Annotated in this window: 11 protein-coding genes; 2 read left to right on the forward strand and 9 right to left on the reverse strand. The window is 63.2% G+C overall.

What is annotated here, in order from left to right:
• Nucleotides 1–24 precede the first annotated feature (24 nt).
• The gene (locus OKQ63_RS18600) at nucleotides 25–864 is read left to right on the forward strand and encodes a DMT family transporter (protein WP_264211507.1); all 840 of its coding nucleotides are present in this window, start codon (nucleotides 25–27) and stop codon (nucleotides 862–864) included.
• A gap of 152 nt (nucleotides 865–1,016) precedes the next feature.
• On the opposite strand, the gene folD is transcribed toward OKQ63_RS18600, so the two are convergent.
• The 9 genes from folD to OKQ63_RS18645 all read right to left on the reverse strand — a co-directional run bounded on the left by folD (nucleotide 1,017) and on the right by OKQ63_RS18645 (nucleotide 10,418).
• Nucleotides 1,017–1,907, reverse strand: a complete 891-nt coding sequence (folD, locus tag OKQ63_RS18605; RefSeq protein WP_264211508.1) for a bifunctional methylenetetrahydrofolate dehydrogenase/methenyltetrahydrofolate cyclohydrolase FolD — start codon at nucleotides 1,905–1,907, stop codon at nucleotides 1,017–1,019.
• A gap of 96 nt (nucleotides 1,908–2,003) precedes the next feature.
• Complete coding sequence (locus OKQ63_RS18610; protein WP_264211509.1) at nucleotides 2,004–2,309, reverse strand: chorismate mutase; 306 nt, start codon at nucleotides 2,307–2,309, stop codon at nucleotides 2,004–2,006.
• 59 nt (nucleotides 2,310–2,368) lie between these two features.
• Nucleotides 2,369–4,045: a formate--tetrahydrofolate ligase gene (locus OKQ63_RS18615; protein ID WP_264211510.1), complete on the reverse strand. Its 1,677-nt coding sequence runs from the start codon at nucleotides 4,043–4,045 to the stop codon at nucleotides 2,369–2,371.
• 299 nt (nucleotides 4,046–4,344) lie between these two features.
• Complete coding sequence (gene glnT / locus OKQ63_RS18620) at nucleotides 4,345–5,676, reverse strand: type III glutamate--ammonia ligase (protein WP_264211511.1); 1,332 nt, start codon at nucleotides 5,674–5,676, stop codon at nucleotides 4,345–4,347.
• A 75-nt stretch (nucleotides 5,677–5,751) separates the two neighbouring features.
• Nucleotides 5,752–7,083: an FMN-binding glutamate synthase family protein gene (locus tag OKQ63_RS18625; RefSeq protein ID WP_264211512.1), complete on the reverse strand. Its 1,332-nt coding sequence runs from the start codon at nucleotides 7,081–7,083 to the stop codon at nucleotides 5,752–5,754.
• Between the two features lie 17 nt (nucleotides 7,084–7,100).
• A complete protein-coding gene (locus OKQ63_RS18630) occupies nucleotides 7,101–7,784 on the reverse strand; it encodes a GXGXG domain-containing protein (protein WP_264211513.1) in 684 nt (227 codons plus the stop codon).
• Nucleotide 7,785: 1 nt separating this feature from the next.
• Entirely contained in the window at nucleotides 7,786–8,682 is an 897-nt protein-coding gene (locus tag OKQ63_RS18635) for a class II glutamine amidotransferase (protein ID WP_264211514.1), read from the reverse strand.
• Between the two features lie 133 nt (nucleotides 8,683–8,815).
• Entirely contained in the window at nucleotides 8,816–9,031 is a 216-nt protein-coding gene (locus OKQ63_RS18640) for a hypothetical protein (protein ID WP_264211515.1), read from the reverse strand.
• Nucleotides 9,032–9,041: 10 nt separating this feature from the next.
• Nucleotides 9,042–10,418, reverse strand: a complete 1,377-nt coding sequence (locus OKQ63_RS18645) for an ammonium transporter (protein ID WP_264211516.1) — start codon at nucleotides 10,416–10,418, stop codon at nucleotides 9,042–9,044.
• Nucleotides 10,419–10,967: 549 nt separating this feature from the next.
• Between OKQ63_RS18645 and OKQ63_RS18650 the strand changes: the two genes are divergently transcribed.
• On the forward strand, nucleotides 10,968–12,104 hold the full coding sequence (locus OKQ63_RS18650) for an aminomethyl transferase family protein (protein ID WP_264211517.1): 1,137 nt from the start codon (nucleotides 10,968–10,970) through the stop codon (nucleotides 12,102–12,104).
• Nucleotides 12,105–12,125 lie beyond the last annotated feature (21 nt).

A 12,125-nucleotide genomic window follows, 5' to 3' on the forward strand; every position in this document is an offset into this window, starting at 1 on the left:
GCCGCAAACGAAAGGATAACCGCCATGCACTCGCTGCTACTTGGCCTGGCCGCGGCACTGGCCTGGGGAATTCACGATCTTTGCGTGCGGTTTGTGTCCCAGAAAACCAGCATTCTTCCTGCCATGCTGATCGTGTTTGCCACCGGGGCGATTCTGGTTGCAGCGGCCGCCCTGACCATAGGAGACTGGCAGGCCATGACCCTGACCGCCGCCTGGCTGGCCGGACTGTCGGGCGCCATTTTTGCCCTAGGATCATATGCGCTTTACCGCGCCTTTGCGCTGGGGCCGGTAAGACTGGTCGCGCCGCTGGTCGGCGCATACCCGGCGCTGTCGCTTGGCATGGCGATGCTGCAAGGCCAACCCATCGGTCCCGGCCATTGGCTTGCCGTGGCCGCAGTAATTGGCGGGGTTGGCTGTATTGCATTCTTTTCTTCTGATGACGGCGGCCCGGTGAAGCTGGAAGCCGCAGGGTGGGGGCTGGCGGGGGCCATTGGTTTTGCGTTGACCTTTGCCATCGGCCAGGCAGCAACCCAGGCCGGAGCCGAACTTCCGGTCCTGATTGTGACACGCGTTGCCGCCATTCTGCTCCTGCTCAGCTTGGCGCATCTCAGCCGGATGGTGCGGCTTCCCTCCCGCAAGCTGCTGCCGCTTCTGGGTCTGATGGGCGCATTGGATGCCGTCGCGCTCGGTCTGGTGATCTATTCCGGCAGCCTGCCCCGCCCCGAATTCGCTTCGGTCAGCGCGTCGCTTTTCGGACTTGTCACAGTTGTTCTGGCCTGGCTCCTGTTGCGCGAAAACATGAACCGGGTGCAGTGGATCAGCGTGGCCGTCGCTTTCGGCGGCATTGCCTATCTCGGTTTCTGACAGCTGTCCTGACGCCGCCCCCTCCTCATTCCAAAAGGGTTCCGCCCGTTCGCGGGGGAAACGCTCCACTGGAACGTTTCCCAAAAAACACTCCCGCCGGAGGCGTTCCGGCGGGAGTATCTAACCTGAGCGTTGCTGGTCTGCGGCGCCGCTTAGGCGGTCAGCCCTTCCGGCTCGGCCAGGCCGTTGGCACGGCAGCAGGCGGTGACGGTGTTGGCCAGCAGGCAGGCGATGGTCATCGGGCCGACGCCGCCCGGCACCGGGGTGATGGCGCCGGCGCGCTCGGCAGCCGAGGCAAAATCGACATCGCCCACCAGCTTGGTCTTGCCGTCGCGCTCGATGCGGTTGATGCCGACGTCGATCACCGTGGCACCCTCCTTGATCCAGTCGCCCGGCACCATTTCCGGGCGGCCCACCGCGGCCACCACGATGTCGGCGCGGCGCACCACATCGGGCAGATCCCTGGTGCGCGAATGCGCAATCGTCACGCTGCAGCTGTCGCCCAGCAGCAATTGCGCCATCGGCTTGCCGACGATGTTGGAGCGGCCGATCACCACCGCATCCATGCCCGAGAGGGAGCCGTGGTGGTCGCGCAGCATCATCAGGCAGCCCAAGGGCGTGCAGGGCACCATCGACTTCTGGCCGGTGCCCAGCAGGCCGACGTTGGAGATGTGGAAGCCGTCCACGTCCTTCTCCGGCGCGATCGAGTTGATCACCAGGTCCTCGTCCAGGTGCTTGGGCAGCGGCAGCTGCACCAGGATGCCGTGCACGGCGGGATCATTGTTCAGCTGATCGATCAGCCCCAGCAGCTCCTGCTCCGAGATGGTCGGCGCCAGCTTGTGCTCGAAGGAGTTCATCCCCACCTCGACGGTGCTCTTGCCCTTGGAGCGCACATAGACCTGGGAGGCCGGATCCTCGCCCACCAGCACCACCGCCAGCCCAGGGGTGATGCCGTGCTCCGTCTTCAGCCGCGCCACATGCTCGGCCACCTGGCCGCGCACCTTGGCCGCAAAGGCCTTGCCGTCAATCAATGTTGCTGCCATTTGCTCTCTTCCTTTTGCGGGCGCCCCGCAGGCCCTGCGCGCGCCATCAGTCCTTACCTTTGGCCGTGATGCCCCCGCGCAGATCCCGGCCCGGCATCACTCTTCCCGGATCACCCGCGATTCGCGGGCAATCGACCACTCCACCAGCTGCCGCCACAGATCTTCTGCCAGAGCGGGGTCCAGCCCCTGCCCTTCCGCCGCGGCGCGGGCATTCATGACCACTTCCTCGACCCGTTCCGGGATCCGCGCCGGCCAGCCGTTCTGCTGCTTCAGCGCAATCGCCCGGTCGATGTAGCCCGCCCGCTGCGCCAGCATCTGCACCAGCACCCGGTCCAGGTGGTCGATCTGCGCCCGCAGCTCCGCCATCGACTGGCAATCCTGCGGCGGTGTCACTTTGGTCATGTCTTCAAACTCTCACGGCCCGGGGATGGTCCCGGGCCGTGAATTGCGCATATCGCGGCTCAGAACAAGCCTTCGATCTGGCCGTCGTCATTCAGGCGGATGGTTTCCGAGGCCGGCTTGCGCGGCAGGCCGGGCATCGTCATGATCTCGCCGCAGACCGCCACGATGAAGCCGGCACCGGCCGACAGCCGCACTTCGCGCACCGGCACCGAATGGCCCACCGGCGCACCGCGCAAGGACGGGTCGGTCGAGAAGGAGTACTGGGTCTTGGCCATGCAGACCGGCAGATTGCCGTAGCCCGCCTCTTCCCATTCCTTCAGCTGGTTGCGGATCTTGTTGTCCGCCAGCACCTCGTCGGCGCGGTAGATGCGCTTGGCGATGGTTTCGATCTTCTCGAACAGCGGCATGTCGTCGGGGTAGATCGGCGAGAAGTTGGCCTGGCCCGCGTCGACGATCTCGACAACCTTCTGCGCCAGATCGGCAGAGCCTTCCGACCCCAGCTCCCAGTGGCGCGACAGCACCGCCTCGACGCCGTGGGTGGCGCAGTAGTCCTTCACCGCCTGCACTTCGGCATCGGTGTCGGTGACGAAGTGGTTGATCGCAACCACCACCGGCACGCCGAAGGATTTGACGTTCTCGATGTGGCGGCCGAGGTTGGCGCAGCCGTTGTTCACCGCGTCGACATTCTCGGCGCCGAGATCCGCCTTGGCGACGCCGCCGTTCATCTTCATCGCGCGCACGGTGGCCACCAGCACCACCGCCGACGGCGCGATGCCTGCCTTGCGGCACTTGATGTTCATGAACTTCTCGGCGCCCAGGTCGGCACCGAAGCCGGCTTCGGTGACCACGTAGTCGGCCACTTTCAGGGCGGTCTTGGTGGCGATCACCGAGTTGCAGCCATGCGCGATGTTGGCGAACGGGCCGCCGTGCACGAAGGCCGGGTTGTTTTCCAGCGTCTGCACCAGGTTCGGCTGCATCGCGTCCTTCAAGAGCACGGTCATCGCGCCTTCGGCCTTGATGTCGCGGCAGTAGACCGGGGTCTTGTCGCGGCGGTAGGCCACGATGATGTCGCCGAGGCGCTTTTCCAGGTCCTTCAGGTCGTTGGCGAGGCACAGGATCGCCATCACTTCCGAGGCCACGGTGATGTCAAAGCCGGCTTCGCGCGGGAAGCCGTTGGACACGCCGCCCAAGCTGGCGGTGATCACCCGCAGGGCGCGGTCGTTCATGTCCACGACCCGGCGCCAGGCGACGCGGCGGGTGTCGATGTCGCACTCATTGCCCCAGTAAATGTGGTTGTCGATCATCGCGCTGAGCAGCGAATGCGCCGAGGTGATGGCATGGAAGTCGCCGGTGAAGTGGAGGTTCATCTCCTCCATCGGCACCACCTGGGCATAGCCGCCGCCCGCGGCGCCGCCCTTCATGCCGAAGTTCGGGCCGAGGGAGGCTTCGCGGATGCAGATCATCGCGTTCTTGCCGATCCGGTTCAGCCCGTCGCCGAGGCCCACGGTGGTGGTGGTCTTGCCTTCGCCCGCCGGCGTCGGGTTGATCGCCGTCACCAGGATCAGCTTGCCGTCGTCCTTCGACTGCACCGAGTTGATGAACCGCTGCGACACCTTCGCCTTGTCGTGGCCGTAGGGCAGCAGATCGTCATTGGAAATCCCGATCTTCGCACCAATCTCCTGGATCGGTTTCTTCTGCGCTTCCCGCGCGATCTCAATGTCACTCTTGTAGCTCATGGCCGTCTCCCTTTGCCATCTGTTCCGGTTCGGGCCCCGCGGCAAGTGTTCCTTGCGAGGCAAGTTATATTCCTATTACTCAAATTTTTTTCCTCAACGTCAACACATTCCTGAGCAGATTCACCAGAAAAACAGGGTGTTTCCGGTGTTTCCGGCGCCGATCGGAAACAGGCGGAATTTCACCCCGGGTGAAAACGGCGCAAATACGGCAAGGGCTGCCGCAAACAAAAAAAGGGCCCGGGCAGAGCCCGGGCCGTCGAGGTCCGGCCGAAGACCGGACAGGGGGAATCACTACCGGATCAGATATCCAGCGTGTTGTCCTTTTCCCAGCGGGAGAAGTGGTTGACGAAGGAGTTCCACTCCTGCTGCTTCATCTTCAGGTAGGCGCCGGAGAACTCCTCGCCCATCATCGATTTCAGACCGTCATCCTTGTCGTAGAACCGCAGCGCGTCCAGCATGTTCAGCGGCAGCTTGGGCGCGTCGGTGATCGAATGGCCTTCGGCATACATGTCGATGTCGCGGCGCGGGCCCGGGTCGGCCTTGGTGCGGACACCGGAGAGGCCTGCGGCGATGATCACCGCCTGCAGCAGGTAGGGGTTCACCGCCCCGTCGGGCAGGCGCAGCTCGAACCGGCCGGGGCCCGGGACGCGCACCATGTGGGTGCGGTTGTTGCCGGTCCAGGTCACGGTGTTGGGCGCCCAGGTGGCACCGGACATGGTGCGCGGCGCGTTGATGCGCTTGTAGGAGTTCACCGTCGGGTTGGTGATCGCCGCCAGCGCCGAGGCATGCTTCATGATGCCGCCGAGGAAGTAGCCGCCCTGCTCGGACAGGCCCAGTTCGGCAATCTGGCCTTGGCCTTTTTCAGCGGCAAAGACGTTGACGCGGGAATCCTTGCCCGGCGCGTCCCAGACCGAGATATGCGCATGGCAGCCGTTACCGGTCAGGCCCTCGACGGGCTTGGGCATGAAGGTGGCGCGGAAGCCGTGCTTTTCAGCAACAGCCTTAGCCATGAACTTGAAGAAGCTGTGCTTGTCGGCGGTCGCCAGGGCGTCGTCGAAGTCCCAGTTCATTTCCCACTGGCCGTTGGCGTCCTCGTGGTCGTTCTGGTAGGCGCCCCAGCCCAGCTCCAGCATGTAGTCGCAGATCTCGCGGATCACGTCATAGCGGCGCATCATCGCCTGCTGGTCGTAGCAGGGTTTTTCCGCGGTGTCGTAAGGGTCCGAGATTTCCTCGCCGTTCGGGGTCAGCAGGAAGAATTCGGCTTCGATGCCGGTCTTCACATGCAGGCCCTCGGCGGCGGCCTCCTTGATCAGGCGGCGCAGCACGTTGCGCGGCGCCTGGGCCACGTCCTTGCCTTCCATCACGCAGTTGGCCGCCACCCAGGCAACCTCCGGCTTCCACGGCAGCTGGATCACCGACGACGGATCCGGCACCGCCAGCATGTCGGGGTGCGCAGGGGTGAGGTCAAGCCAAGTGGCAAAACCGGCAAAGCCGGCCCCGTCTTCCTGCATGTCCGCGATCGCCTCGGCCGGCACCAGTTTGGCGCGCTGGCCACCGAACAAGTCGGTGAAGGAGATCATGAAGTATTTGACGCCTTTTTCTTTAGCGAAAGCAGCCAGATCTGTCGTCATGGTCCTACTTCCTTTCCCTGTTGAAGGTGTTTGTCGTGGGACGCGGCGCCGCATCGGGCCGCGTCCCGGCAATGATCAGAACCCTGCTTTGCCGGGGTACCAGTCGGTACCGGCCAGCGGCACGCGCGCCATTGCGGCGGCTTCCATGGTCAGGGCGCACAGGTCCTCGGGCTCGAGGTTGTGCAGGTGGTTGTGGCCGCAGGCGCGGGCAATGGTCTGCGCCTCCAGCGTCATCACCTTGAGATAGTTGCGCAGGCGGCGGCCGGCATCAACGGGATCGACCCGTTTCATCAGCTCGGCGTCCTGGGTGGTGATCCCGGCCGGGTCCTTGCCCTCGTGCCAGTCGTCATAGGCGCCAGTGGTGGTGCCCAGTTTCTGGTACTCGGATTCCCATTTCGGGTCGTTGTCGCCCAGTGCGATCAGCGCCGCGGTGCCGATGGCAACCGCGTCAGCCCCCAGCGCCATGGCCTTGGCCACGTCGGCGCCGGTGCGGATGCCGCCGGAGACAACCAGCTGCACTTCGCGGTGCACGCCCAGATCCTGCAGCGCCTGCACGGCAGGGCGGATGCAGGCCAGCGTCGGCAGGCCGACATGCTCGATGAACACGTCCTGGGTGGCAGCGGTGCCGCCCTGCATGCCGTCCAGCACCACCACGTCGGCGCCGGCTTTCACCGCCAGGGCGGTGTCATAGTAGGGACGGGTGCCGCCGACCTTGACGTAGATCGGAACCTGCCAGTCGGTGATTTCACGCAGCTCGAGGATCTTGATTTCCAGATCATCCGGGCCGGTCCAGTCAGGGTGGCGGCAGGCGGAACGCTGGTCGATACCCTTGGGCAGGCAGCGCATATGCGCCACGCGGTCGGAAATCTTCTGGCCCAGCAGCATGCCGCCGCCGCCCGGCTTGGCGCCCTGGCCGACCACGACCTCGATCGCATCCGCCTTGCGCAGATCGTCGGGGTTCATGCCGTAGCGGGACGGCAGGTACTGGTAGACCAGCTTGGTGGAATGGCCGCGCTCTTCCGGGGTCATGCCGCCGTCACCGGTGGTGGTCGAGGTGCCGGCTGCGGACGCACCGCGGCCCAGGGCTTCCTTGGCAGGGCCCGAAAGCGCACCGAAGCTCATGCCGGCGATGGTGATCGGGATGTCCAGCTCGATCGGCTTTTTGGCAAAACGGGTGCCCAGCGTCACCTTGGTTTCGCATTTCTCGCGGTAGCCTTCGAGCGGGTAGCGGGAAACCGATGCGCCGAGGAACAGCAGGTCATCGAAATGCGGGACCCGGCGCTTGGCGCCGCCGCCGCGGATGTCGTAGATCCCGGTGGCCGCAGCCCGGCGGATTTCCGCGTTGATCGGGTTGGAGAAAGTCGCCGACTGGATCGGGACCGTGCGGGGGATTTTAGTGCTATCCATGTTTGTGATCCCTGTCCTTAGTACGCTTGCGCGTTATCGACATCGAAGTTGTAGAGCTTGCGGGCCGAACCGTAGCGCTTGAACTCTTCCGGCTTGGCGTCTGCACCGGCGCGCGCCAGCAGATCCTTGAGGATCTCGATATGCTCGGGGCGCATTTCCTTTTCGATGCAGTCGGCACCCAGGCTCTTGACCGAACCGCGCACAAAGAACCGCGCCTCGTAGCAGGAGTCGCCCAGCGCATCCCCGGCATCGCCGAGCACAACCAGGTTGCCGGCCTGCCCCATGAAGGCGCACATGTGGCCGATGTTGCCGTGCACGACAATGTCGATGCCCTTCATCGAGATGCCGCAGCGCGAGGACGCGTTGCCCTTGATCACCAGCAGCCCGCCCTGGCCGGTCGCCCCGGCGTACTGGCTGGCGTCGCCTTCGACGATCACGGTGCCGGACATCATGTTTTCCGCAACCCCGGGGCCGACCGAGCCTTCGACCCTGACGGTCGCCTGCTGGTTCATGCCGGCGCAGTAGTAGCCGGTGGAGCCCTTGACGGTGACGTCAACGGGCGAGTTCAAGCCGACGGCAATCGCATGGCTGCCCTTGGGGTTGACGATTTCCCAGGCAGTCTTGTTGGAGCTGCCGTTCAGTTCCTGCAGGGCCGAGTTCAGACCGCGCAGGCCATTTGCTTCAAGATCATATGTCTGCATCTTAGTGGTTCCAGAAGTAAACGGTTGCGGGTTCGGGCTCCCAGACCTTGGCGTCTTCGATGCCCGGCAGATTCACCAGCGCGCGGTATTCGCTGCCGAATGCCACATACTGGTCGGTTTCCGCCATCACGGCCGGCTTGCAGGCGATCGGGTCACGGACCACGCCAAAGCCGTCCTTGGTGCCAACGACAAAGTTGAAGAAACCGTCGAGATCCTCCAGCGTGCCTTCCAGGGCTTCACCCAAGGTGGCACCGTTCTGCATCTTCCAGGTCAGATAGGCGGCACCGACTTCGGTGTCGTTCTGGCTTTCGATGCGCACGCCTTCGCGCTTCAGGCGGCGGCGCAGCGCGTTGTGGTTGGACAGCGAACCGTTGTGCACCAGGCACTGGTCCAGTCCGGTCGAGAACGGGTGGGCGCCCTCGGTGGTGACGGCGGATTCAGTGGCCATACGGGTGTGGCCGATGCCGTGGCTGCCGCTCATGCCGCGCACGTTGAAGCGCTCGGCGACCTTTTCGGGCAGACCCACTTCCTTGTAGATCTCGATCGCTTCGCCGGCGCTCATGATGCGCATGCCGGGGCGCAGCTCGGCCAGGGCGTTGCGCGCGTCCTCTTCCTTGCCCGCGGGCATCTCGAGAACCGCATGGGTATCGATCACCCGGATCGATACATCGCCGCTCAGGGCTTCGGCCAGCGCGCCGTCCAGCCCTTCGAACGCCTGATCCGGCGTATCGGACTGAACCGTAAGCTTGGTCCGCCCTGCGGTATCAGCCCCATAGATGGCAATACCGGCGCTGTCCGGACCGCGGTCCGTCATGGTGATGAGCATATCGGTGAGCATATCGCCCAGCTTAGGCTCAAGTGATTTGTCTTTTAGAAAAAGACCGACAATCCCGCACATGGGTGTGCCTCCTACTTTTCATCTCGAATCAACGCTAGCACCTTGCGAGCGACCGTTCAACTCTTATGAAACTTTTTTTCCTCTGACGGAAGGAAAAGACGCGCCACATGGGCGCGTCTTCCAAAGCTCCGGCTCAGTACTTCTCAAGAAGGGCGTTTATTTTTTCCGTATCTCCCATACGCTTGGCCTTCTCCAGGTGCTGGCTTTCCCGCACAAACTGGGCCCGGTGCCAGCCAATCCAGAAGATCACCCCCAGGGCCACCATCAGGATTTCGTATCCTTGGAACGGGTAGACCGGTCCAACCTCCGCCAGGTCCACGGCCCAGCTGTCATAACCAATGGTCGACATTTCGTTCTCCTTATTCTGCGGGGACTTTGGAACTGCCCATCAAAGCTGCCTTGTCAGCCTCGATGATGGCCGCCTTGGCGTCTTCGTAGGCATGGTGCTCGGCGTAATCGAGACCTTGCAGCTCGACCTCGACCGGGATCCGCAGCACGCCTGCCGCAGCCTGGATCCGCGAGATCACATAGCCCGGCAGCCAGCCCAGGACGCCGAACATGATGACCGCGCCAAGGGTTTGGCCCACCGGATTGACGGTTGCGAACCCTTCATAAGGCGAGCTCGGCGCGCCCCACAGCAGGAAGCCCGCGATGATCAGGCCCACAACACCGGAATAGCCGTGCACGGCCACAGCACCGACAGCATCGTCGAGCTTGAAGGTGCGTTCGACCCAGTGGTGCAGCTTGTAGACAATCACCACGCCAACAGCGCCCACCAGCATCGCCTGGATCGGGTGATACAGATCATTGCCGGCAGATGCGGTGATGATGCCGGCCAGACCGCCGGAGAAGGTCCAGAACGCATCGCCCTTGGACACCAGATAAGCCGCCATCAGCCCGCCCGACATCGACATCAGGAAGTTGAAGGTGATCGCGGACAGCGAGGTCGGCGCCAGGTAGATGTTGGTGGCCGTCCAGGTTTCGCCGGTCAGCAAGCCGCCGATGCCTTCGGGCGAAATCGCCGGAATGTTGCAGGCTGCGTAGAAGCCCCAGAAACCGGAATAGATCAGGAAAATGCCGATGGTCAGCATCCAGGGGTTATGCGGCGGAATATCGCGCGGCGTGCCATCGGCGGCAAACTTGCCGATCCGCGGCCCCAGCACCATGATCACACCCAGCGCGTAGCCGCCCGCAATCGCGTGGATCACGCCGGACGCGTAGGCATCGTGGTAGCCCAGGTATTTCACCATCCAGCCTTCGGCATGCCAGCCCCAGGCCGCATCGATGATCCAGAACACCGAACCGATCATCACCGCGTGAACCCACAGGGCCGACGAACGGATCCGTTCGATCACCGCACCGGAAACGATCGACGCCGCGGTCCAGGAGAACAGCAGGAACGCTGCCCAGAAAACCCCGGTGATCCGGTCCGAAAGGTTGGGGGCCATGTTCTGCGACCACGGCAGGTTCGCGGAAGCGGCTTCATGGTTCAGCCCGCCGAAGAACGGGAAGTTCGGGAAGGACCAGTAGATCCACCAGCCGAAGAAGAAGAATGTCACCGTGACCAGCGGAATGATCATGATGTTCTTCATCAGTGTGTGCATGTGGTTACGATGGCGGCTTGCGCCGACCTCGTACATGCAAAACCCCACGTGAATGAGGAACATGAAGACAACGGTCACCCAGTAATAGAACTCGGTGAACACCGTTGTTAACGCGTTCAGATTTCCGTCCAATTTTATGCCCTCCTGTTGGCAGTTTTCCCGGGCTTTTTGCCTCTTGGGAATATTATTTTCCTTATTATTGTGTCCCGGAGGGCTGAGCTGTCAATAATCATGTGAAAATTAGTTACCTTTGGAGAAACTCCCTCCGGCCCGAGCCGGTGGCCTCCCTGCTCTTCCGCCGCCCGTAAGCCCCAGACATCGAACGGCTAAGTGCGCCCTGCCAGTCCCCGGCCGCGGACCGCAGTTTCTTTCCGGGACCGCCGCCGAATCCATGCCGCGGCAGCCAATTTGCGGCGGAATCACTCGAATCTCCGGCACGGGACCAGCCGATTCTCACTCTGAGCGGGTCATCTGCCTGCCCCCGCAACCCCAAGCAACCCGCGGAAATGACCGATTCAGGCCGACTCATGCCGCAAAGCCGTTCGGAACCGGCCTTTTAAGCAAAATCTTTTTCCTGATAGGAATAATCGTTGACAGAGGGCCCCCTCTCTTGGCTAACTGGACCAGACCAATGGAACCAAATCAAGAATTTTGGTCCGCACCAATAGGGAGATCTAGAAAATGACTGCATCCTGGCGCTTCTCAACCCTTGCTGACCGCCACCGGGCGATGGGTTCGGACCTGGAAGACTGGAGCGGCATGGGCACCGCCTGGTCCTATGACAAGGACCAGACCGAGGAATACATGGCAATCCGCACCAAGGCGGGCTTCATGGACGTGTCCGGCCTCAAGAAAGTGCACCTCGTCGGCCCGCACGCCAGCTATGTGATCGACCGGGCGACCACCCGCAATCCGGAAAAGATCAAACCCGGCCGCAGCACCTATGCCTGCATGCTGAATGACGACGGCAAGTTCATCGACGACTGCGTCATCTACCGCATGGGGCCGAACAGCTGGATGGTCGTGCACGGCTCCGGCCAGGGCCACGAGACCCTGACCATGGCGGCGCAGGGCCGCGACGTCGACATCCGCTTCGACGACAACCTGCATGACATTTCGCTGCAAGGCCCCGCCGCCGTCGATTTCCTGGAAAAGCAGGGCGTTCCCGGCATCCGCGATGTGGTCTACTTCAGCCACATCCACACCACCCTGTTCGACAAGCCGGTGACCATCTCCCGCACCGGCTACACCGGCGAGCGCGGCTATGAAATCTTCTGCCGCGGCCAGGACGCGCCGCACATCTGGGACAACCTGGTGGAAAAAGGCGCCGAGATGGGCATCATCCCGACCCGCTTCACCACGCTGGACCTGCTGCGGGCGGAAAGCTACCTGCTGTTCTTCCCCTATGACAACTCGGAGATGTACCCCTTCGAGAATGAGAAATGCGGTGATACACTGTGGGAGCTCGGCCTCGACTTCACCGTTTCTCCGGGCAAGACCGGCTTCCGCGGCGCCGAGGAGCACTACCGCCTGAAAGGCAAGGAGCGCTTCAAGATCTACGGCGTCAAACTGGACGGCACCGAACCGGCTGAAGAAGGCGCGCCGCTGCTGAAGGACGGCAAGCAGGTGGGTGTTGTCACCATCGGCATGTACTCGCCCCTGAACGAGCACAACGTCGGCATTGCCCGCATGCCGGTCGACTGCGCCGAACCCGGCGTCCAGCTGACCGTCAAGAACTCCACTGGCGAGATCCCCTGCGTTGCAGCGGAAATGCCGTTCCATGATCCGGACAAGAAACGCCGGACCGCAAAAGGCTGAGCCGAATCCCGGGCGTCCCCA

The sequence above is a fragment of the Leisingera thetidis genome, assembly GCF_025857195.1.
Taxonomy (GTDB): Bacteria; Pseudomonadota; Alphaproteobacteria; order Rhodobacterales; family Rhodobacteraceae; genus Leisingera; species Leisingera thetidis.

Excerpts from the sequence above, each read along its gene's own strand:
- OKQ63_RS18600 (WP_264211507.1), top strand. The coding sequence starts at position 25 with ATGCACTCGCTGCTACTTGGCCTGGCCGCGGCACTGGCCTGGGGAATT.
- folD (WP_264211508.1), bottom strand. The coding sequence starts at position 1,907 with ATGGCAGCAACATTGATTGACGGCAAGGCCTTTGCGGCCAAGGTGCGC.
- OKQ63_RS18610 (WP_264211509.1), bottom strand. The coding sequence starts at position 2,309 with ATGACCAAAGTGACACCGCCGCAGGATTGCCAGTCGATGGCGGAGCTG.
- OKQ63_RS18615 (WP_264211510.1), bottom strand. The coding sequence starts at position 4,045 with ATGAGCTACAAGAGTGACATTGAGATCGCGCGGGAAGCGCAGAAGAAA.
- glnT (WP_264211511.1), bottom strand. The coding sequence starts at position 5,676 with ATGACGACAGATCTGGCTGCTTTCGCTAAAGAAAAAGGCGTCAAATAC.
- OKQ63_RS18625 (WP_264211512.1), bottom strand. The coding sequence starts at position 7,083 with ATGGATAGCACTAAAATCCCCCGCACGGTCCCGATCCAGTCGGCGACT.
- OKQ63_RS18630 (WP_264211513.1), bottom strand. The coding sequence starts at position 7,784 with ATGCAGACATATGATCTTGAAGCAAATGGCCTGCGCGGTCTGAACTCG.
- OKQ63_RS18635 (WP_264211514.1), bottom strand. The coding sequence starts at position 8,682 with ATGTGCGGGATTGTCGGTCTTTTTCTAAAAGACAAATCACTTGAGCCT.
- OKQ63_RS18640 (WP_264211515.1), bottom strand. The coding sequence starts at position 9,031 with ATGTCGACCATTGGTTATGACAGCTGGGCCGTGGACCTGGCGGAGGTT.
- OKQ63_RS18650 (WP_264211517.1), top strand. The coding sequence starts at position 10,968 with ATGACTGCATCCTGGCGCTTCTCAACCCTTGCTGACCGCCACCGGGCG.